The organism is Halomonas sp. (assembly GCF_034520545.1).
In the GTDB taxonomy this organism is placed as follows: domain Bacteria; phylum Pseudomonadota; class Gammaproteobacteria; order Pseudomonadales; family Halomonadaceae; genus Halomonas.
The window spans coordinates 26219-47832 of the sequence record NZ_JAXHNN010000003.1; the positions used below are offsets into that span (position 1 = coordinate 26219).

Consider the following 21614-nt stretch of genomic DNA (forward strand, 5'->3'; position numbering starts at 1 on the left):
ATGCCCAGGCGCTTCGAGCAGGAATCCGCCGACCTCGCCAATGTCGAATGGCTGGGCTTCAAGGAAAACATCGCCGACTATATCGCCGGCCTGGATGCCTTCGCCTTTCCCTCGCGCAACGAAGGCCTGGGTTCAGTGCTGCTCGACGTCATGCAACTCGAGGTACCGATCATCGCCAGCCAGGTCGGCGGCATCCCCGACATCATCGAACACGAGAAAACGGGACTGCTGTTTCCCTCCGGCGATGCAGATGCCCTGGCCGACGGGCTCCTGCGCCTCAAGGCAGAGCCCGACCTGCGTCGCCGGCTCTGCCGACAGGCCAGCGAACGTCTGGAAGACTACAGCCCTCGCACCATGGCAGCCGCCTATATGCGCCTCTATCGGAAGCTCTTAGATCCTCAGTACCAGGAGACATCCCGGTGAAACCGATCACGGCCAAGGCCCACAAGAACCTGCACAAGGCGAGCATCTACGCCGGCCATGCCGCCCAGCACCTGGTCCCCTCCCGCTGGCTGCGACATCGGCAGAAACGGCTGCTACGTCAGGTGGAAGCGCTGCCGCCGGCGGAGCGACAGGCGATCTGGCAGCGCGTGCACTACTACAACCGCCTGACCGGCCCCGTTGCCCTGCCCGAGGACGCCCTCTGCCTCGCGCATTTTCAACGCGAGAAGAGTTGGTCTCACCATCTGGACCTGGTATCGCTACTGCGCTACTTCCCCCGGAGCTGCGCTTCTGCCACCAGTTCGGCGATGTCAGGGAAGTGCCCGAGGTGCCTACCCTGGTCAAGAGTCGCCCCATCGGTGAGCACAATCACAACAGCGTCCTGCTCAAGCTCAATCGAGTGCGCCACTACTACCTGCCCGGTGACCAGCTGAGCTTCGAACAGAAACGCCCGCTAGCCGTCTGGCGTGGCGCTTGCCACCAGGAGCATCGTCGCCGCTTCGTGCGGGACTTCCATGATCATCCGCTGTGCAACGTCGCCGATATCCACCGCAACGCTGCCGGCAACCCCTGGCATGGCGACTTCCTTTCGGTTTCGGAGCAGCTGCGCTACCGCTATATTCTCAGCATCGAAGGCAAAGACGTCGCCACCAACCTGAAGTGGATCATGGCCTCCAACTCTCTGTGCCTGATGCGCCGGCCGCGCTTCGAGACCTGGTTCATGGAAGGGCAACTACGCCCGGCTATCACTACGTACAGCTCAAGGACGACTATTCAGACCTCGACGACAAGATCGCCTATTACGAGGCCAACCCCGAGGAAGCGAAGGCGATCATCCTCCAGGCGAACCGCTATGTCGCAACGTTTCGCGATACCGCGCGGGAACGCCTTATCGGACTGCTGGTCCTTCAAAAGTACTTCATCGATTCGGGACAGCTGTCAATGACGTGATTCCCGCGTAGGGTAGATCATCGTACCGAGGCCGTGGCATCGAACCCGGCACGTCTGGTGCCGGCCCTCTGATCGATGCTGGCGCCATTCTCCTGGCCATGGCCAACGTGCCTACTTGATAGGAAGGCCTTCCACCCAATGGAATACTTTCGTGCTGAGCATCGCGCGAGGCAAACTGCTGTGTAACCTGTCTGACACTTGGTAACTAGTTTCCTATCCAGTCCATCGCTGTAAGATCAGCCCTCTCCCGGATGCTCCCGTACATCAGCCCCGCTGGTGGGCACTGCTCGTCGATCGGGCTGTGGCTGGGATTTGCCGTGTCCGCCATGCCCCATGTTCCGCTTTGGGCAATGGTGCCGGTCGCCGGCGGGTGGCTGCTGCTGGCCCGCTGGTACCGCTGGGGTGCGCCGCAGCAGCCCAAATCCCCGCGCAAAGTATGGCCCTGGTCGCTGTTGCCGATCGCCCTGTGGGGGCTCTATGTCTTCCTGGCCAATAGCTTCGGCATGGTCGATCTCGGTGCGGTGTTCTTTCACCTCCAGGCCGGCATGGAAGAACATGGCGGTGGCGACCGCATCGGCGCCGCCATGCTATACACCTTGAGCATGCTCATGCTGCTGGCCTCCTTCACCTGGCTGGTCCGTGTCGACCATCGCTGGCGGCGAGGGGAGCGTCTGCTGGCCGTGGCCCTGCTGGCAAGCAACCCTATGCTCTATGGCATGGGTCAACGCGGCGCCGCTCTCGTCACCGAGGATGGTGCCTGGCTGGAGCGCCGGTATGTCGAGCCGATCGTTCTCGATGCCCCTCGCGATCCACCCAACCTGCTGCTGCTCTACCTGGAGAGCATCGAGGGTACCTATGCTGACCAGGAACGCTTCGGCGATGCCTACGCTCACCTAGAGGCCCTGGGCGAGAAGGCCGTGGTCTTCAACGGAGTTCGTCAGGTCGACAATACCGGCTGGACCATGGCCGGCATGATTGCCAGCCAGTGTGGCACGCCATTGATGCCAGCCGGCCTGCTGCACGATAGCCAGTTCGAGCCGCTCGGCAAGGTGGTGCCAGGCGTCGATTGCCTGGGGGATCTGCTCGCCGAGCGAGGTTACACCTTGACCTATATGGGCGGTGCCAGCCCACGCTTTGCAGGCAAGGGGGTCTTCTACCGGGACCACGGCTTCGACAAGGTACTGGGGCGGGAAGAACTGGTGCCACGGCTCGAGGACCCCGGCTATGTCAACAGCTGGGGCCTTTACGACGATACCCTCTATGACTTCACCTTCGAGGAAATTCGCCGGCTCGATGAGCAGGACGGCCCTTGGGGGCTGGTCAATCTCAGTATCACCGGCCATGCGCCGAGTGGCTATCCGGCTCGGGAATGCCGGCAGCGCCAGGGCGAGTTCGACGGCGTGGACATCCTCTATTCGGTGGAATGCTCGGCCTGGCTAGCTCGCCGTCTGGTCGAGCGGCTCAAGGAAGCAGACTTGCTGGAAAATACCCTGGTAGTGATCGCCAGCGACCATCTGACCATGCGTGTGTCCGCCTGGGAGCAACTGGTCGCCGGCGAACGAGACAATACCTTCATGCTGCTGGAGGAACAACTCGAGCCCCGCCGGCTCGATGTCGAAGCCTCGACCATGGATATCCTGCCCACGATACTCGAGGCCATGGGGTTCGTCATCGACTGGCACCGTGCCGGGCTTGGCGTATCGCTGCTTTCCGGTGAACCGACCCTGGTCGAGGAGCACGGGCTGGATACCCTCAACACCCGCCTTAGGGAAGAAACTGCCCTCCAGGAGCGGCTGTGGGAAGGACTGGCGCCCCCGCAAGCCCCGCCGCCACCCCCAGAATCGGTCGTCGAGCAAGTCGTCGAGACCCCCGAGGACCAAGCGCTCGAGGTGCCTGAGGAGTTGCCCTAGCCGGCGCTCGCTAGTATCGCCTGCAGGACCCGTTCGGGCATAAGCTGCTTCAGGCAGTTGGTGTGCCCCAGCGGGCAGGTACGCTGGAAACAGGGCGAGCAGTCGAGGCCGAGATAGTGCACCTCGGCATTCTCGGTCAACGGTGGCGTATAGGCGGGCGATGACGACCCGTAGATGGCCTGTATCCGGGTTCCCACTGCTGCCGCCACGTGCATCAGCCCGGAATCGTTGGTCACCACCTGCTGACAATCTCCCAGCAGGTCGACGGCATCCGCCAGCCGCGTCCTGCCGCAAAGATTGTGCGTGTGGGGAAGCGCATCGGCGATCACCTCGCCGGCATCCACGTCCTTGGGCCCCCCGAGCACACGGACCTCGAACCCTTCCAACACCAGCAATCTCGCCAGTTCACGAAAGTACGCTAGTGGCCACTGTTTGGCGGGGCCATATTCTGCCCCCGGCATCATGCCGATGGCCGGGCGCGACGAGAGCCCCAGTTCGACGCGACGCTCAACCAGGTTATCGGTGTCCAGGCGCAGTCGGGGTCGGGGAAGGGGAAAGTCTCCCCGGGCGGCTTCTTCCGCCGGCAGCCCCAGGGCCACGAAGCGCTTCACGGTCTGGTCCAGCACTGCCTTGTCGAGTCGCCTGCGGTCGTTGAGCAGCCAAAGGCGCTGCTCGCCGGTGAAGCCGGTACGCAGGGGGATACGTGCCAGGAAGGGTACCAACGCCGACTTCCAGGAGCGTGGCAGCACAATGGCATGATCGAAACGTCCTTGCAGGGAACGACCGAGTTGTCGCCGGGTGGCCAGACCGAACTGGCCATGTCCCACCTCAAGGCAGGCCACCTCATCGACCTCATCCATCCGCTCGAGGATCGGCCGTGACCAGGCAGGCGCCACCACGGTGATCCGGCTGCCTGGCTGCTTTGCCTTCAGGGTCTTGAAGAGGCTCTGCGCCATGACCATGTCGCCGACCCAGGAAGGCCCCACCACCAGGATGCGTGGCTCCCCGGAGATAGACATCCGCCGGGCCTCAGCCATTAAGCCACTCCAGATACTCGCGTACTCCCTGGGCCACAGTGAGGAACTCCCGATCGTAGCCGGCCTCGCGCAAACGGGTGATATCGGCGCGCGTATAGCTCTGATAGCGACCCTTGAGTTCCTGGGGAAAGTCGATGTAATCGATCATGCCACGACCATAATAGTCGACCACGGTCTCGCCAATGGCCTTGAAGGGCTCGGCGCGGCCGGTGCCCAGGTTGAAGATACCGGAAGCCTCGGGGTGATCCAGGAACCACAGGTTGACGTCCACCACGTCCCCCACATAAATGAAGTCGCGACTCTGCATGCCGGCCTCGTAGCCATCCCAGGCACCGAACAGCTTCACATTCTGACCCGCGCTGATCTGGGTATGGTGATGATAGGCAACGCTGGCCATCTTGCCCTTGTGCTGCTCCCGGGGCCCGTAAACATTGAAGTAGCGAAACCCTACCACCTGGCTGGTGAATTCATCGTGGCGGGCACGCACGTACTGATCGAACAGCAGCTTCGAGTACCCGTAGACGTTGAGGGGCTTCTCGTGCTCCGGGGCCTCGAAGAACACCTCGCTGCCACCGTAGGTGGCCGCCGAGGAGGCGTACAGGAAAGGTATCCCTTCTCCCTGACAGAAGTGCAGCAGCACCTTGGAGTACTCGAAGTTGTTCTCGAGCATGAAGCGACCGTCCCACTCGGTAGTGTCCGAGCAGGCGCCCTCGTGAAAGATGGCCTCGATGGGCGGAAGATGCGATTCCTCGCCACTCATCGCTGCTTTCACCCGGGAAAGAAAGTCATCCTTGTCCAAGTAATCCCCGAGAGTGCAGTCGGCCAGGTTCACGAACTTGGTGCCATCGCTGAGATCGTCGACCACCAGTACATCATCACGGCCGCGGGCATTGAGTGCCTTGACCAGATTCGAGCCGATAAAGCCGGCCCCGCCTGTCACTACGATCATGGGAATCCTCTCGTCTCCGGGCCTGTGCCTATAACCGATCTGCCTGTGATTGTATACTTGACGGCTCGTGAATTCATGGCCAACGGTGCTTCCAATGACTCCCTCGACACCCCCGTCGATGCCAGACGTGACAACCTTCCAGGGCCTGATTCTCGCCCTGCAGCAGTACTGGGCCGAACAGGGCTGCGTGATCCTGCAACCCCTGGACATGGAGGTAGGGGCCGGCACCTTTCACCCCGCCACCTTCCTGCGCTCCATCGGCCCCGAGACCTGGAACGCCGCCTACGTACAGCCTTCCCGTCGCCCCACCGATGGTCGCTATGGCGAAAATCCGAATCGTCTGCAGCACTACTACCAATTCCAGGTGGTGATGAAGCCCTCCCCCACCGAGCTGCAGGAGCTCTACCTGGGATCGCTGAAGCACCTGGGTCTTGATCCTCTGGTTCATGATATCCGCTTCGTCGAGGACAACTGGGAGTCCCCCACCCTTGGCGCCTGGGGCCTGGGCTGGGAGGTCTGGCTCAACGGCATGGAAGTAACCCAGTTCACCTACTTTCAGCAGGCCGGGGGCCTCGAGTGCTACCCGGTCACCGGCGAGCTCACCTACGGCCTGGAGCGGATCGCCATGTATCTGCAGGATGTCGATAGCGTCTACGACCTGGTATGGACGGTGGCTCCGGATGGCAGTCGCGTCACCTACGGCGACGTCTATCTGCAGAACGAACGCGAGCAGTCGGCCTACAACTTCGAGCATGCCGACGTCGACTTCCTCTTCGCCTCCTTCGACCACCAAGAACGCGAGTGCACCAAACTGCTGGATGCCAGCCTGCCGCTGCCCGCCTACGAACAGGTGCTCAAGGCATCGCACACCTTCAACCTGCTGGACGCCCGCCACGCCATCTCGGTGACCGAACGCCAGCGCTATATCCTGCGCGTGCGCACCATGGCCCGTGACGTGGCCCAGGCCTACTACGACTCGCGCAAGGCCGCCGGCTTCCCGCTGGCCCCCGAGGCCTTGCGCCACGAACTGATTGCCGAACAGGGAGACGCTTGATGGCTGCCAATACCCTACTGGTCGAACTGGGCGTCGAGGAGCTGCCACCGGGCGCCATCGATGACCTCTCCGACGCCCTTGCCGAGAGCATCCGCCGGGGGCTCGTCGAGGCCGACATCGATTTCGGCGAAGTCCTCGCCCATGGCGGCCCGCGCCGGCTGGCCATCCAAGTGGGCGAGCTGGCCGACAAGCAGCCCGACCGCGAGGTCGAGCGTCGTGGCCCGGCCCTGGCTGCCGCCTTCAAGGAGGGTCAGCCGACACGCGCCGCCGAAGGCTTCGCCCGCTCCTGCGGCGTCAGCGTCGACGACCTGATCTACCTGGAGACCGACAAGGGCACCTGGCTGGGTTACCGCGAGGAGCAGCAGGGCGAGGCGATCACGGCCCTGCTCCCCGCCATCGTCGAGAAGGCCATCGGCGCCCTGCCGGTACCCAAAAACATGCGTTGGGGTGCCTCACGGGTGGAGTTCTCCCGGCCCGTCCACTGGCTGGTCATGCTCTACGGCAGCCAGGTCGTTCAGGCCAGCGCCCTGGGCCTGCAGGCAGGGCGCACCACCCGCGGCCACCGCTTCCACGCGCCGGCCCCCATCGAACTGGCCCACGCCGACGACTACCTCGGCGCCCTGGAACAGGCCTGGGTGCTGGCCGACCGCGACAAGCGCCTAGAGCGTATTCGCGAGCAGGTGCTGGCCGAGGCCGAGGTGCAGGACGCCACGGCAGTGATCGACGAAGATCTGCTCGTCGAGGTGAGCGGACTGGTGGAATGGCCCGTGGCTCTGTCCGGCAGCTTCGACGAGCGCTTCCTCGAGGTACCGGCCGAGTGCCTGATCTCCTCCATGAAGGCCAACCAGAAATATTTCCACCTACTGGACCACGAAGGCCACCTCAAGCCGCTTTTCATCACCATCTCCAACATCGACAGCCTGGAGCCCGAGCAGGTGATCCAGGGCAACGAGAAGGTGATCCGCCCTCGCCTGGCAGATGCCGCCTTCTTCTACGACACCGATCGCCGGCGCCCGCTGGCGGACCGCGCACCTGAACTGGCGGGGGTGATATTTCAGAAGAAGCTCGGCACCCTGGCCGACAAGGCACATCGTAGCGCCGCCGTGGCGGCCTTCATCGCCGGCCATATCGACGGCGACGTGACACAGGCACGACGGGCCGCAGAACTCGGCAAGTGCGATCTCCTCACCGAGATGGTACTCGAGTTTCCGGAACTCCAGGGCATCATGGGTCGCTACTATGCGTCCAACGACGGAGAGGCCGCCGAGGTGGCCCAGGCCCTCGAGGAGCAGTACCTGCCCCGCTTCGCCAGTGACGCGATCCCCCAGACCCGTACCGGCCTGGCACTGGCCCTGGCGGATCGCCTGGATACTCTCACTGGCATCTTCGGTATAGGCCAGCGACCCAGCGGCACCAAGGATCCCTTCGCCCTGCGCCGCGCCGCCATCGGCGTGATCAACATCCTGGTCAAGGGTGAGTTGGCCCTCGACCTGCGGGAGCTGCTGGAGCTGGCCGCAGCACAGCACCAGGAGCTGCCTTACGCCGCAGGGCTGGTGGACGAGGTGCTCACCTACATGCTCGACCGCTTCCGTGCGTGGGCACGCGATGAAGGTATCGATACCGAGGTCTACCTCGCCGTACGTGCTCGTCCGGTAACCGAGCCCCTCGATTTCGCGCGACGCCTGCGCGCCGTTCAGGGCTTTTCTCGTCGCGAGGAAGCCGCGGCATTGGCTGCCGCCAACAAGCGGGTCTCCAATATCCTGACCAAGCAGCAGCACGACGACACTACCGAGGTAGAACCCGCCCTGCTCCAGGAAACTGCCGAAAAGACGCTCTACGACGCTCTGGATTCGCGTCGCCAGACGGTGATGCCTCTCTTCACCGAGGCTCGCTACAGCGAGGCATTGGACGTCCTGGCCGGCCTTCGGGAACCGGTAGACACCTTCTTCGATCAGGTCATGGTCATGGCCGAGGAACCTGCCGTGCGCCGCAACCGCCTGGCACTGCTCGCCGGCCTCCAGGCTCTTTTCCTGGAAGTGGCGGATATCGCCCTGCTCCAGCAGTAAAGCCCCTCCTCTGCGACACCGAGGCCGGCGAGCAATCGCCGGCTTTTTTGATGCCCGGCCCCTGTTCCACGTGAAACATCGCAGCCTCGAGGAGACCACTTGGCAGAAATTGTTCCACGTGAAACACTCCTGAATTCAAGAATGTCTGCCAAGGAGCTCGGCCCCATGACCACCGCCGACCGGCTCGTGATCCTCGACCGCGATGGTGTCATCAATCACGATTCCGACGAGTATGTGAAATCCCTTTCCGAGTGGATACCCTACCCTGGCGCCATCGAGGCCATTGCTAAACTCGGCCATGCCGGCTGGACAGTGGCCGTCGCCACCAACCAGTCGGGCGTGGCCCGCGGTTATTACGACACCAAAACCCTGGAGGCCATGCATGATCGCCTCCGCGAGCTGGTCCATGAGGCAGGCGGTGAGATCGCCCATATCGCCTACTGTCCTCATGGACCGGAAGATAACTGCGAGTGCCGCAAACCCTCTCCCGGACTGCTGGAGGAGATTCGAGAAGCGTTGGCGCTGAAAAGCCTCAAGGGCTGCTGGATGGTAGGCGACAGCCTGCGCGACCTGCAGGCCGGCGAGCCGCTGGGTTGCCGGTCGGTGCTGGTCCGTACCGGCAAGGGGTGCAGGACGGAAGAGAAGGGAGAGGGACTTGAAGACGCGCTGGTCTTCGATGATCTAGCGGCCTTCGTTGACTGGCTGCTGGCGCACTGACTAGGCACTGACACAAGGGGCAAGGAGTAAGGAGTAAGGAGTAAGGAGTAAGGAGTAAGGAGCAAGGAAACCTCGCCTGCAGCATATAGAAAAGCCCCACCATCAAGTGATGGTGGGGCTTTTCTTCGGCGCTGGGCGCTTTCAGCAATGTTTCACGTGGAACATGCCACCTCGGCCATCATATATCCAGGTTGGCCACCAGCGCATAGCGTTCGATGAAGTCGCGCCTGGGCTCGACCTCGTCACCCATCAAGGTATTGAACATCATGTCGGCAGCGACCGCATCCTCGATAGAGACACGCAGCATGCGTCGAGTATCAGGATTCATGGTCGTCTCCCAGAGCTGATCCGGGTTCATCTCGCCCAGCCCCTTGTAGCGCTGAATGGAGAGGCCACGCTGTGCCTCGGCCATCAGCCACTCCAGGGCATCATAGAAGTTCGAGACAGGCTTATGTCGCTCCCCGCGGGCCACATAGCTACCTGCTTCCAGCAGGCCGTCCAGCGTCTCTCCAAGGCTTGCCATGGCGCGATAATCGGCACTGGTGAAGAACTCAATACCCCAGACATAGTCGGTAGTGACACCATGCGCGGTCAGCGACACCGCCGGCAGGAAAACGCCACGCTCATTCTCCTCCTCGAGGCGGAAGGTATAGCGGGGACCACCCTCGTAGGAGACCAGGGCATCCATCTCTCCCTGAAGATATTCGATCCAATTCTGCATGGTGACGCGATCACGCAGGCTCTGTTCGCCCTCGAGATGCGCCGCATGGACGATCTTGCGCAGAACCACATTGGGGTAGACGCGCGATAGCCGATCGATGCGTTTCATCACGTCACGGTACTGGTTGACGAGCGCTTCCAGCTGAGTACCGGCGATACCAGGCGCATCGGCGTTGACATGCAATCGCGCTCCGTCAAGAGCCGTCGTCGTGAGATAATCGATCATCGCCTGCTCATCCTTGAGATAGAGCTCCTGCTTTCCACGCTTGATCTTGTAGAGAGGCGGCTGGGCGATAAAAACATGACCTCGCTCGATCAGCTGCGACATCTGACGGAAGAAGAAGGTCAGCAGCAGAGTTCGGATGTGCGAGCCGTCCACGTCGGCATCGGTCATGATGATGATGGAATGGTAACGCAACTTGTCGGGATCGAACTCCTCCCGACCGATACCGCAGCCCAGGGCCGTGATCAGGGTGCCGACCTCGGCTGAGGAGAGCATCTTGTCGAAGCGCGCCTTCTCGACGTTGAGGATTTTGCCCTTGAGCGGCAGTATCGCCTGGGTACGCCGATCCCGACCCTGCTTGGCACTACCCCCGGCCGAGTCACCCTCGACGAGGAAGAGCTCTGAGAGACTTGGGTCCTTCTCCTGACAGTCGGCCAGCTTGCCGGGCAGGCCCGCGATGTCCAGGGCCCCCTTGCGGCGCGTCATGTCACGCGCCTTGCGCGCCGCCTCACGGGCACGGGCCGCATCCAGCATCTTGTTGACGATGGCCTTGGCTTCATTGGGCTTCTCGACCAGATACTCGGAGAAGAGTCGGCCCATTTCCTGCTCGACCGCGGTCTTGACCTCGGAGGAGACCAGCTTGTCTTTTGTCTGAGCCGAGAACTTGGGATCTGGCACTTTTACAGAGATGATCGCGGTCAGACCCTCACGGGCATCGTCACCGGAGGTGTTGACCTTGGCCTTCTTGAGGAGTCCCTCGACCTCTATGTAGTGATTCAGCGAGCGGGTAAGTGCTGCGCGAAAACCGGCCAGATGGGTGCCGCCATCCCGCTGAGGGATATTGTTGGTATAGCAGAAGATGTTCTCTGAAAAGGTGTCATTCCACTGCATCGCCACTTCCACACCGACACCGTCCTCGCGTTCGGCATTGAAATGGAACACCGGATTGAGCACAGTCTTGTTGGTATTCAAGTGATTGACGAAGGCCTTGAGTCCACCCTCGTAGTGGAACAGTTCCTCCTTTCCGCTACGCTCGTCCATCAGTCGAATGGCCACACCAGAGTTGAGGAAGGAAAGCTCCCTCAGCCGCTTGGCCAGGATGTCGTAGTGAAATTCGATATTGTGGAAGGTCTCGGTCGAAGGACGGAAGTGTACGCGCGTTCCGCTCTTTTCCGTCTTTCCTACCACCGCCAGGGGGGCATCGGGAACGCCATGGTGGTAGATCTGCTCATGCACCTGGCCCGCACGCCAGATAGTCAGCTTCAACTCCTCGGACAGGGCATTGACAACGGAGACCCCCACGCCGTGCAAACCACCTGACACCTTGTAGGAATTGTCATCAAACTTGCCGCCGGCATGCAGCACCGTCATGATCACCTCGGCCGCCGACACACCTTCTCCTTCGTGGAGATCTGTCGGAACACCACGACCGTTGTCGGTTACCGTGATCGTTTCATCAGGATGGATGATGACTCTGATTTCACTGCAGTGCCCGGCCAAGGCTTCATCGATGGAGTTGTCCACCAGTTCGAACACCATATGGTGCAGGCCCGTTCCGTCATCGGTATCACCGATGTACATGCCTGGCCGCTTGCGTACGGCATCCAGCCCTTTGAGGACCTTGATGCTCGATGAGTCGTAAGCCTGTTCGCTCATTGACTACTCCGTCATGAAGTCTGTCTGTCCATTGGCAGCAACTGCCCCTGCCCCGACTCGGAATGTTTCACGTGGAACATCGTTACCTGGGTGTCCGGCTGCCAGAGATCCGCTAGGGCATGGGGATCGACGCTGGTGATGAACACCTGGCAGCACATGCGCTCTAGCCATCCGCAGAAGACCCGTCTATGGTCGTTATCCAGCTCTGCAGGCAGGTCGTCGATCAGGTAGATGCAGGTACGACCGGTCATTTCTTCGAGAAGACGCCCCTGAGCCAGTTTCAGGGCACTTACCACCAACTTCTGCTGTCCGCGAGAAAGCACTTCCACCGCTGGACGCTTGCCAAGACGAATACCCAACTCTGCCCGCTGCGGCCCCTGCTGGGTAAACCCCATCTGGTGATCGGTGTCACGTCCGTGGCGTAGAATGTCCGCCAGTTGTCGCTTACGGTCCCAGCCACGCGAATAGCGTAGCGAAAGCTCGGGCAACGCGATCAGTTCGGTCAGCGTGTCCTCAAACACCGGCAGGAAAAGTTCGACCCATTCACGGCGCATAGCATCCAGCCGGTCGCTCCAGTGCACCAGCTCTTGTTCCCATGCATCCAAGGAAGCGTCAGATATTCTACCATGTCTGAGAAGGGCATTCCGATGTTTCAGGGCGCGCCGGAAACGCCGCCAGGCATCGAGAAAATCATGTTTCACGTGAAACACACCCCAATCGAGAAACTCGCGGCGACCGGCGGGTGGGCCCTCCAGAAGACGGAAGGTGTCTGGGTTGATCAACTGCAACGGCAGGGTTTCCACCAGGCGCGAGACACGTTCCAGGCGTTCACCTGACAGGCGCATTTCCAACTCACCCCTCTCGCGATGACGACGTATACCGATGGTCACCGGCGGATTGCCTGTCAGGCGGCCATGCAGTGTCATCGCATCGGTGTCGTGCGTGATGGCCTGGCGTAGCTGGCGAGCACGAAAGGAACGCCCCATGCCGAGGACATGGATACCTTCCAGCAGGCTGGTCTTTCCGCTGCCGTTGGCGCCGGTAAAGAGATTGATGCGCGGACCCGGGGTCAGGTCCACGGCCTGCAGATTTCGCAGGCCATGAAAGGCGAGGCGTTCGAGAGGCATCAGGCAGGATCGACCTCGACGGAGACGGCACGCAGCACAGGCACCGTCCGCCGTCGCTTCAGAGACGCATCGGCATGACGACGTACATGGCGTCGCCGCCGCCGGGCTCTTCCATCAGCGCACTGCTGTTGGGATCGGCCAAGGTCATCTGCACACGATCTTCGTCCAGCACACCGAGCACATCGACGAGATAGCCGACATTGAAGCCGATTTCCATGGCCGGCCCGCTGTACTCGATGGTGACGCTCTCCTCGGCCTCTTCCTGCTCGGGATTGTTGGCCATCACTCGCAGATTACCCTCCTCAAGATTCAGGCGTACACCACGGTACTTCTCGTTGGAGAGAATGGCCGTGCGGGACAGAACTTGGCGTAGCTCGGCACGGTCGGCGATTAAGACCTTATCACCACCACGTGGCACTACCCTCTCATAGTCGGGGAACTTGCCATCCACCAGCTTGGAGGTGAAGGTGAAGTCACCGGTATGGGCGCGTACATGGCTGGTACCCAGGGTCAGACTCACCGGCTCCTCGCCGTCATCTAGCAGGCGGACCAATTCCAGGATCCCCTTTCGCGGCACGATCAGCTTCTGGGACGGTTCCACCTGGATCTCGACCGGGCGCGAGCACACGGCCAGGCGATGGCCATCGGTGGCCACGGTACGCACCAGGTTGTTGCCGAGCTCCAGGAGCATGCCATTGAGGTAATAGCGAACGTCCTGCTGAGCCATGGCGAAGGAGGTCGCATCGATCAGGTGCTTGAGGGTGCCCCGCGGAAGGCTGAGCTCCACATTGCTCTGGTCCTGCTCGATGTTGGGGAACTCGGCCACCGGCAGGGTCGATAGGGTGAAGCGTGAGCGACCACTGCGCAGTACGGCTCGCCCCTCCTCGAGAGATAGCTGTATCTCGGACTGATCGGGCAACGACTTGCAGATGTCCATGAGCTTGCGGGCCGGCACGGTAGCCGAACCAGTCTCTTCCACCAGGCTAGCGGCGGTGCGGCCAATCAGCTCGACCTCGAGATCGGTACCGGTGAGGGACACCTGATCCTGGTCGACCTGAATCAGCACATTCGAAAGTACCGGCAGAGTCTGGCGTCGCTCCACCACGCCGGCAACCAGCGTCAGCGGGCGCAGCAGCGCTTCTCGGGAGATGGAAAATTTCATGACGGCTCCACTACTTGTACTGGAGAGATTGAGGCCGGCGACCCGACCGCTGGTGTTCCATTCAGCTGGTCAACAGCCGCAGCAGATTCTTGTAGTCTTCGCGAATATCCGAGCTCTCCTCCTGCAACGCCTTCACCTTGCGGCAGGCATGCAAGACGGTGGTGTGATCTCGGCCACCGAAGGCATCACCGATCTCGGGCAGGCTATGATTGGTGAGCTCCTTGGCCAGGGCCATGGCCACCTGCCGTGGCCTGGCCACCGAACGGGAACGACGCTTGGAGAGCAGGTCGGAAAGCTTGATCTTGTAGTACTCGGCTACCGTGCGCTGGATGTTGTCCACTCCGACCTGCTTGTCCTGAAGCGCCAGCAGGTCCTTGAGTGACTCGCGAATGAAGTCCTGGGTGATCGTCTTGCCCATGAAGTGAGAGTCGGCGATCACCTTCTTCAGGGCGCCCTCGAGTTCGCGCACATTGGAGCGGATCTTCTGGGCAATGAAGAAGGCTGCGTCGTGGGGCAGATCGACCTTGGCCTGATCGGCCTTCTTCATCAGGATCGCTACCCGGGTCTCAAGCTCCGGTGGCTCAATGGCCACCGTCAGCCCCCAGCCGAAACGGGACTTCAGACGCTCCTCTACCCCACTAATTTCCTTGGGATATCGGTCCGACGTCAGGATCATCTGCTGGCCACCCTCGAGCAGCGCATTGAAGGTATGGAAGAACTCTTCCTGGGAGCGTTCCTTGCCGGCAAAAAACTGGATGTCATCGATCAGCAGCGCATCGACGCTGCGATAGAAGCGCTTGAAGTCGTTGATGGCATTGAGTTGCAACGCCTTGACCATGTCGGCCACGAAGCGCTCGGAATGCAGGTAGATGACCTGGGCGTTAGAACGATGCTCGGCCAGGGCATTCCCCACAGCATGCATAAGGTGGGTCTTGCCTAGGCCGACCCCCCCATAGAGGAACAGCGGATTGTAGGCGCCACCAGGATTCTCGGATACCTGGCGAGACGCGGCCCTGGCCAGCTGGTTGGACTTGCCCTCGACGAAAGTCTCGAAGGTAAAGTTGGGATTGAGGCCACTGTTGTGCTTGAGGCTACCTTCCACCTGCACCTGACGCTCGCCACCACGTCGCTGGCCACTCTTCTCCTCGCGCAACTGATCGATCTCGCGCTCGTCCCCCACATCCACCCGCGGCGGGACTTGAACCGAGGGTGCGACGGGGGTACGCGCCGCCGAAACGGGATTGCCCAACTCACGAGGCTGAGGGTTGGGCGCGGCGCGCCGACTGCCGACGGTCAGCACCACCTTCGGCGGCTTGGCGGGCGAGAGCTCACGCATCAGTTCGCTGATCCGCTTGGCATACTTGTCGCTAACCCAGTCACGCACGAAGCGGTTCGGCGCCAGCAGGCGCAACTGGTTGGACTCCCCTTCCTCCGCCTGCAGCGGACGGATCCAGGTATTGAACTGCTGGGAATTCAGTTCATCCTGCAGGGTATCCAGACATTGTTGCCAGAGAGCCAGTGACACGCGACCTCACCATTGCATTGAAAACGGCCGCCCATTGTATCGTTCAGCCAACGGGTTATCCACATGCCTGGCGCCGCGTAACGTGCTGTGGAAAACCTATCGGCGACCCGCAGAGACCGTGACGCCGGGACATCCGAAACTCACGGATTCAACCTGATCTGCCAATAGCCCGGGCAAGGTTGCCCCCTTGACATCCCCACCTTGTCCACAACCAAAAATTCCGTTCAACCATCTGATATTTATCATTAATAACATGTTACCCACAATGTATATCCCCAATAGTGATAACAAGATCACACCTTTCTTGAGAGTCTCCTATAGCGCCTGAGTCCGAGTAACCGGCTCCCAAACCCTGCCTATGGCATAGGGAAGCACGGAAGAATTGCACCGCGGGGCTGAAATCACTACAATTTCCGGTCTTGAACCGAATACCCCCGGGTCCGCCAGCGGCATCCGGATGCCTTCGAATAATCGATTCGTTCCGAAAACCACGTGGGAATAACGAGTTATGAAACGTACTTTTCAACCCAGCGTCCTCAAGCGCAAGCGCATGCATGGCTTTCGTGCGCGCATGGCCACCAAGAATGGCCGTGCTGTACTGGCCCGTCGTCGTGCCAAGGGCCGCAAGCGTCTGAGCGCCTGAACGCGGCCCTCGCGTGTCTCGTCAGGGCTATCCCCGGCAGTTGCGACTGCTGACAGCCGGGGATTATCGACATGTCTTCGAAACGGCTGCATTCAAGGTCCACGGCAAAGGGCTGATGGCCCTGGCCTCTCCCAACGAGCTTGGTCACCCGCGTCTCGGCCTGATCTTCAGCAAGAAGAATGTTCGCAGAGCCGTTGACCGAAACCGCCTAAAGCGCATCGTCCGCGAATCCATCCGGCTTCAGCAGCATCGACTGCCCTCGGTGGATATCGTGGTGCTGGCAAGACGAGGAGTCCATGAACTGGACAATGCCACCGTGCATCGTCAGCTCCACGGGATGTGGCGGCGACTGGAGAAAGAAGCGCGAAAGTCGCCCCCTGGGACAGACTTGTCCAGCCAGGAGACCAGTGGAGCAGGCCTCAAGCGATGACAGGTACCCCAGCGTGCCCGTTTATGCCGGAGCCTGCATGAGCATCACCACTGCCATCTTCGTTGCGATCTTCCACGCTGATGCATCGAATGCAGCCAGCCTGCACGCATTATCTAGCCTGCCTCCGGCAGGCTTTCGTGTATCTCGGGTGTGCGACCTGCGTTGCGCCATCGGAATGTTCACTCCCCATCGGGCAGACCCCTCATGGACGTAAAACGACTTCTCCTCGTGATTCCTCTGGCGGTACTCGCCTACCTGTTGATCGTCCAGTGGAATCAGGACTACGGACAGGTGACCCCTGAGCCGCAATCTCCCGCCATCTCGAGCAAAGCCCCGGAAGGGGCTCGCCAGGACACGGCGTCCTCGGGTAGAGACGACCTTTCGGTACCCGCAACCGCCAGTTCGGCGGACGACATGACCGGAGACATCCCCGGCGAAGCCGTTTCTCCGTCGGGCAGCCGTGATCTGGTAGCCGTCGTCACCGACGTGCTCGATGTACGCATCGACCCACAAGGTGGGGATATTGTCTATGCGGCGCTTCCCCAGCATCGCTTCAGCCTCAACTCCGAACGACCCTATGTGCTGCTGTCCGACAGCGAGAGCCGCAGCTATGTGGCACGTTCCGGCCTTCAGCTCGAGGGCCATGAGGGCCGCATCACCTTCACCCCCGAGAAGACCGAGTACCGGCTGGGTGATAACGATAAGCGTCTCGAGGTCGATCTGTTTGCCGAAGTGAATGGCGTCGACGTGATCAAGCGCTTCACCTTCGAGCGTGATAGCTACGCGGTGGACGTGAACTACTTCCTGGCCAACAACACCGAGGAGCCGGTCACGGCCCGCTTCATCGGCCAACTGGCCCGCGACAACAGCAGCGACCCCTCCAGCGGTCCGGCGCTGGGCATGCAGTCCTTCCTCGGCGCGGCCTACTCCACACCGGAAGATCGCTATCTGAAGGTCGATTTCGAGGAGATACAAGAAGGCGCCTTCAACAACCGCGACGTCGAGGGTGGCTGGGTCGCCATCATCCAGCACTATTTCACCTCGGCCTGGGCCCCCCCCCAGAACCAGCAGAACCTCTACTACGCGACCACCGATTCCCGCAATCGCAACGTGGCCGCCTTCGCCGGACCCACCAGTAACGTAACGGCTAACGGCGAAGCAACGCTGGGAGCAACGCTCTACATGGGGCCCAAGATACAGGATCGCCTGGAGGAGGTGGCGCCTCACCTGGAGCTGACGGTGGACTTCGGTTGGCTGTGGTTCATCGCCAACCCGCTGTTCTGGCTGCTGGACCAGATCCACGACCTGATCGGCAACTGGGGCTGGTCCATCGTACTGCTGACCCTGCTGGTGAAGCTGGCCCTGTGGCCGCTCTCCGCCAAGGCCTACAAGTCCATGGCCCGCATGCGCAAGCTGGGACCGGAGATGCAGCGCCTCAAGGAGCAGTTCGGCGACGACCGCCAGAAGATGTCTCAGGAGATGATGAAGTTCTACCAGAAGGAGAAGATCAATCCCCTGGGTGGCTGCCTGCCGATCCTGGTGCAGATGCCGGTGTTCATCGCCCTCTACTGGATGCTGCTGGAGTCCGTGGAGCTGCGCCACGCACCCTTCATGTTCTGGATCCAGGACCTGTCGGTTAAGGATCCGTACTTCATCCTGCCGATCCTGATGGGCGCCTCGATGTTCGTCCAGCAGATGCTCAACCCGACGCCTCCGGATCCCATGCAGGCGAAGATCATGAAGATGCTGCCGATCGTCTTCACCTTCTTCTTCCTGTGGTTCCCGGCCGGCCTGGTCATCTACTGGGTGGTCAACAACTGCATCTCCATCGTTCAGCAGTATGCGATCACCCGCAAGATCGAGGCCGATCCGAGTATCGGCAAGGGCATGAAGACCAAGTAGCGCGGTACTTCTTCCCGACGTCCAGACCCCCGCCACGGCGGGGGTCTGGCGTTTACGGGACCCACCCCGGACAATATCCCCTTCCAGCCGAGGAACCGCCGATGAGCGCCAGTCTCCACGATCAAGACACCATCACCGCTCTGGCCACGCCACCGGGACGCGGCGGGGTAGGCATCATTCGCGTCTCCGGCCCTGCCTGCGCGACGATCGCCGAGGCCATGGTCGGCCACTGTCCTGCTCCGCGATACGCCCACTATGGCCCCTTCCGGGGCGAATCCACGGTAATCGACGAGGGTATCGCGCTGTTCTTTCCCGGCCCCCACTCCTTCACCGGCGAAGACGTGCTGGAACTACAGGGTCACGGCGGCCCGGTGATCATGGACCTGTTGCTCGAGCGCTGCGTCCAGCTGGGTGCACGTCTCGCCCGCCCTGGCGAGTTCTCGGAGCGTGCCTTCCTCAACGACAAGCTGGATCTGGCCCAGGCCGAGGCCATCGCCGACCTGATCGAGGCCAGTTCCCGAGGGGCGGCAGAGAACGCCCTGCGCTCCCTGCAGGGCGAGTTCTCGAATCGCGTGGCATCACTGGTCCAACGGCTGATCGAACTGCGCATCTATGTCGAGGCGGCCATCGACTTCCCCGAAGAGGAGATCGACTTCCTCGCCGACGGGCATGTCGCCGGTAGATTGGCTGAGGTCCAGTCAGAACTGGCCGAGGTGCGTGCCGCAGCCGGACAGGGGGCCCTGATGCGCGAAGGCATGAGCGTGGTGATCGCCGGGCGCCCCAATGCCGGCAAGTCGAGCCTGCTCAATGCGCTGACCGAGCAGGATACGGCCATCGTCACCGACATCGAGGGCACCACCCGGGACGTCCTCCGCGAGCATATCCATCTGGATGGCATGCCACTGCACGTCATTGATACGGCCGGGCTGCGCGATACCCCGGATGCCGTGGAGAAGATCGGTGTGGCCCGCGCCTGGGAAGAAATCGAACAGGCCGACCGGGTACTGTTGCTGGTGGATGCTGCTACTACCGATGCCATCGATCCCATGGTCATCTGGCCCGAATTCGTGGCACGCCTTCGTGATCCCTCAAGGTTGACGCTGGTGCGCAACAAGATTGACGCCAGCCACGAATCCCCCGGGATCGCTGCTGACGATGCCACCCCGGTGATCCGGCTGTCTGCGAAGAGCGGCGCGGGGCTGGAAAGCCTCAAGGAGCACCTCAAGTCGGTAATGGGCTATGCCGCCACCACTGAAGGACGCTTCTCGGCCCGCCGCCGGCACCTGGAGGCCCTGGACCGTGCCAGACAGGCTCTCTGCAACGGCGCAGCACAGCTCGCCGGCTACGGGGCGGGTGAACTGCTCGCCGAGGACCTGCGCGATGCCCAGCAGGCCCTGGGCGAGATCACCGGCGAGTTCAGTGCGGATGACCTGCTGGGTGAGATATTCAGCAGCTTCTGCATCGGCAAGTAAGCGGTTCCCCTACTCCCCCACCCACCAGTCGCTGCGATAACGGCAGGTAGCACCCAGCAGCGGCGTGACCTGCCGCATGGCGGCTTCCAGCCGCGATTCGAGCCCCCAGGGCGGGTTGATCACCAGCATGCCACTACCGACCATACCGCGTTCACTCTCAGCTGCCTCACGCAACCTCAGCTCGCTACGCCAGATCTTGCGCAGCCCGCCCACTCGGAGCTCCTCCAGCAGCTCATGATGATGACCGGCCGGCAAGAGGGGATACCAAACCAGCACGACAGCATGACGCGCCCTTCGCATGGCTTCGAGTACGGCCTTGGCTACTTGGCCATACTCTGCCTTGCGCTCGTAGCTGGGGTCGACCAGTACGCACAGGCGTGGCGTGGCCACCGGCAGACGCTTCACCAGCCCCTGCAATCCGTCACTATGAATACGCTGCACATTGTCAGGCATTACCTGTCGGGCCAGGTAACCATGTTCGCCGGGATGGAGTTCGAAGAGCATCAAGCTATCCTGGGCACGCAACCGATCTGACAGCCACCAGGGCGAGCCAGGATAGTGATCGAGCCTGTCGCTACGAGCCTGGACCCGTTCGACGGCAGCGAGCCAGTCGTCTAGCAGCGGGGCGTTACCCAGCAGCGCCCTCGCCTGCCATAGCCGATCAATGCCCTCACGGTACTCACCGAGTCTCGCCGTCTCCTCTGCTGCCAGTGGATAGAGACCGCGACCGGCATGAGTATCTATGTACGTAACAGCAGATTTCTTACGTAATAAATGATCAATGATCGCGAAAAGCGTCAGATGCTTGTGAACGTCGGCGAAATTTCCTGCATGATAGGCATGCTGATAGGAAAGCATGGAAGGAGGTCCGTGAGTCGGCAATACAAAAAGGGCCCGCCAGTGGCGGGCCCGGGTGGTAAGGCTTCAGGAAACTCTCTTATTGCTGCTGGAAGCGATCCTCGATGGGCGTCAAGGTGATTTCCACCCGACGGTTCTGGGACCGGCCCTGCTCGGTGTTATTGCTGGCTACCGGCTGGTTCTCGCCATAGCCGCGCATGCTCAAGCGGTTACCTGATACACCGGACTGAGCCAGGTAGTTGCCCACCGATTCGGCACGCCGCTCGGAAAGCCGCTGATTGTAGCCGGCGTCGCCGGTGCTGTCGGTATGGCCGGCGATATTGACCCGGGTATCGGGATACTGCTGCAACACCGCGGCAACATCATTGAGGGCATTGCGCGCGCTGGGTGTCAGGTCGCTAGAATCGAAACCAAAGGTCACTTCGCTCGGCATATTGAGCACGATGTCGTCACCACGGCGATCGACTCCGATGCCGGTTCCCTGGGTGCTCTGCCGTAGCTGCTCCTCCTGACGATCCATGTAGGCGCCGATACCCCCACCGGCGGCGGCGCCGACGGCGGCACCGATCAGAGCACGATCGCGGCGACTTGTGCTGCCGTCGCCACTGAGGGCACCGGCAGCGGCGCCGACGGCGGCGCCGATGGCCGCACCGGTGCCGGTCTGGCTACGCTGAGTCTGGCCGGAATAGGGGTCAGTGGTGGTGCATCCTACCAGCAGCAAGGCTGCGGCGAAGGGTGCAATAAAGCGAAATGATTTCATCATGGGTCATT

At 61.6% G+C, this 21614-nt stretch carries 19 protein-coding genes; 11 read left to right on the plus strand and 8 right to left on the minus strand.

Annotation, left to right across the window (positions count from 1 at the left end; genetic code table 11):
- From U5L98_RS02105 to U5L98_RS02125, 4 genes are all read left to right on the plus strand, one after another.
- Nucleotides 1-423 carry a glycosyltransferase family 4 protein gene (locus U5L98_RS02105; protein ID WP_322556700.1) on the plus strand — a complete coding sequence of 141 codons (423 nt, stop codon included), beginning with the start codon at nucleotides 1-3 and terminating at the stop codon, nucleotides 421-423.
- Nucleotides 420-875, plus strand: coding sequence for a hypothetical protein (locus U5L98_RS02110; RefSeq protein WP_322556701.1), 456 nt, complete (start codon nucleotides 420-422; stop codon nucleotides 873-875). The genes U5L98_RS02105 and U5L98_RS02110 overlap by 4 nt, the downstream gene beginning before the upstream one ends.
- Nucleotides 842-1387 (plus strand): glycosyl transferase family 90, encoded by a 546-nt coding sequence (locus tag U5L98_RS18645; protein ID WP_416208165.1) that lies wholly within the window; start codon nucleotides 842-844, stop codon nucleotides 1385-1387. Before U5L98_RS02110 ends, U5L98_RS18645 begins: the two co-directional genes overlap by 34 nt.
- A gap of 331 nt (nucleotides 1388-1718) precedes the next feature.
- Nucleotides 1719-3302 carry a sulfatase-like hydrolase/transferase gene (locus U5L98_RS02125; RefSeq protein WP_322557057.1) on the plus strand — a complete coding sequence of 528 codons (1584 nt, stop codon included), beginning with the start codon at nucleotides 1719-1721 and terminating at the stop codon, nucleotides 3300-3302.
- Here U5L98_RS02125 and waaF read toward each other — a convergent pair.
- Both waaF and rfaD read right to left on the minus strand, forming a co-directional pair.
- Nucleotides 3299-4339, minus strand: a complete 1041-nt coding sequence (gene waaF, locus U5L98_RS02130; RefSeq protein WP_322556704.1) for a lipopolysaccharide heptosyltransferase II — start codon at nucleotides 4337-4339, stop codon at nucleotides 3299-3301. The genes U5L98_RS02125 and waaF overlap by 4 nt on opposite strands.
- Entirely contained in the window at nucleotides 4332-5288 is a 957-nt protein-coding gene (gene rfaD, locus U5L98_RS02135; protein WP_322556705.1) for an ADP-glyceromanno-heptose 6-epimerase, read from the minus strand. Before rfaD ends, waaF begins: the two co-directional genes overlap by 8 nt.
- A 94-nt stretch (nucleotides 5289-5382) precedes the next feature.
- Here rfaD and glyQ point away from each other — a divergent pair, with 94 nt between their 5' ends.
- The 3 genes from glyQ to gmhB all read left to right on the plus strand — a co-directional run bounded on the left by glyQ (nucleotide 5383) and on the right by gmhB (nucleotide 9125).
- Complete coding sequence (glyQ, locus tag U5L98_RS02140) at nucleotides 5383-6342, plus strand: glycine--tRNA ligase subunit alpha (protein WP_322556706.1); 960 nt, start codon at nucleotides 5383-5385, stop codon at nucleotides 6340-6342.
- Complete coding sequence (glyS, locus tag U5L98_RS02145) at nucleotides 6342-8408, plus strand: glycine--tRNA ligase subunit beta (RefSeq protein WP_322556707.1); 2067 nt, start codon at nucleotides 6342-6344, stop codon at nucleotides 8406-8408. Before glyQ ends, glyS begins: the two co-directional genes overlap by 1 nt.
- Before the next feature lie 165 nt (nucleotides 8409-8573).
- Nucleotides 8574-9125: a D-glycero-beta-D-manno-heptose 1,7-bisphosphate 7-phosphatase gene (gene gmhB / locus U5L98_RS02150; protein WP_322556708.1), complete on the plus strand. Its 552-nt coding sequence runs from the start codon at nucleotides 8574-8576 to the stop codon at nucleotides 9123-9125.
- A 178-nt stretch (nucleotides 9126-9303) separates the two neighbouring features.
- Here gmhB and gyrB read toward each other — a convergent pair whose 3' ends face one another.
- From gyrB to dnaA, 4 genes are all read right to left on the minus strand, one after another.
- On the minus strand, nucleotides 9304-11724 hold the full coding sequence (gyrB, locus tag U5L98_RS02155; RefSeq protein ID WP_322556709.1) for a DNA topoisomerase (ATP-hydrolyzing) subunit B: 2421 nt from the start codon (nucleotides 11722-11724) through the stop codon (nucleotides 9304-9306).
- Between the two features lie 11 nt (nucleotides 11725-11735).
- Nucleotides 11736-12851, minus strand: coding sequence for a DNA replication/repair protein RecF (recF, locus tag U5L98_RS02160; protein WP_322556710.1), 1116 nt, complete (start codon nucleotides 12849-12851; stop codon nucleotides 11736-11738).
- A 58-nt stretch (nucleotides 12852-12909) separates the two neighbouring features.
- Nucleotides 12910-14013: a DNA polymerase III subunit beta gene (gene dnaN, locus U5L98_RS02165; protein ID WP_322556711.1), complete on the minus strand. Its 1104-nt coding sequence runs from the start codon at nucleotides 14011-14013 to the stop codon at nucleotides 12910-12912.
- Between the two features lie 61 nt (nucleotides 14014-14074).
- On the minus strand, nucleotides 14075-15538 hold the full coding sequence (dnaA, locus tag U5L98_RS02170; RefSeq protein WP_322556712.1) for a chromosomal replication initiator protein DnaA: 1464 nt from the start codon (nucleotides 15536-15538) through the stop codon (nucleotides 14075-14077).
- 508 nt (nucleotides 15539-16046) lie between these two features.
- Here dnaA and rpmH point away from each other — a divergent pair.
- The 4 genes from rpmH to mnmE all read left to right on the plus strand — a co-directional run bounded on the left by rpmH (nucleotide 16047) and on the right by mnmE (nucleotide 19985).
- Nucleotides 16047-16181 carry a 50S ribosomal protein L34 gene (gene rpmH, locus U5L98_RS02175; RefSeq protein ID WP_027960517.1) on the plus strand — a complete coding sequence of 45 codons (135 nt, stop codon included), beginning with the start codon at nucleotides 16047-16049 and terminating at the stop codon, nucleotides 16179-16181.
- A 13-nt stretch (nucleotides 16182-16194) separates the two neighbouring features.
- Entirely contained in the window at nucleotides 16195-16611 is a 417-nt protein-coding gene (gene rnpA / locus U5L98_RS02180; RefSeq protein ID WP_322556713.1) for a ribonuclease P protein component, read from the plus strand.
- 204 nt (nucleotides 16612-16815) lie between these two features.
- Nucleotides 16816-18513 (plus strand): membrane protein insertase YidC, encoded by a 1698-nt coding sequence (gene yidC / locus U5L98_RS02185; RefSeq protein ID WP_322556714.1) that lies wholly within the window; start codon nucleotides 16816-16818, stop codon nucleotides 18511-18513.
- A 101-nt stretch (nucleotides 18514-18614) separates the two neighbouring features.
- Nucleotides 18615-19985: a tRNA uridine-5-carboxymethylaminomethyl(34) synthesis GTPase MnmE gene (gene mnmE, locus U5L98_RS02190; RefSeq protein ID WP_322556715.1), complete on the plus strand. Its 1371-nt coding sequence runs from the start codon at nucleotides 18615-18617 to the stop codon at nucleotides 19983-19985.
- A gap of 9 nt (nucleotides 19986-19994) precedes the next feature.
- On the opposite strand, the gene U5L98_RS02195 is transcribed toward mnmE, so the two are convergent.
- Both U5L98_RS02195 and U5L98_RS02200 read right to left on the minus strand, forming a co-directional pair.
- The gene (locus tag U5L98_RS02195; RefSeq protein WP_322556716.1) at nucleotides 19995-20843 is read right to left on the minus strand and encodes a 23S rRNA (adenine(2030)-N(6))-methyltransferase RlmJ; all 849 of its coding nucleotides are present in this window, start codon (nucleotides 20841-20843) and stop codon (nucleotides 19995-19997) included.
- A gap of 79 nt (nucleotides 20844-20922) precedes the next feature.
- A complete protein-coding gene (locus tag U5L98_RS02200; protein ID WP_416208166.1) occupies nucleotides 20923-21606 on the minus strand; it encodes an OmpA family protein in 684 nt (227 codons plus the stop codon).
- Nucleotides 21607-21614: the final 8 nt, after the last annotated feature.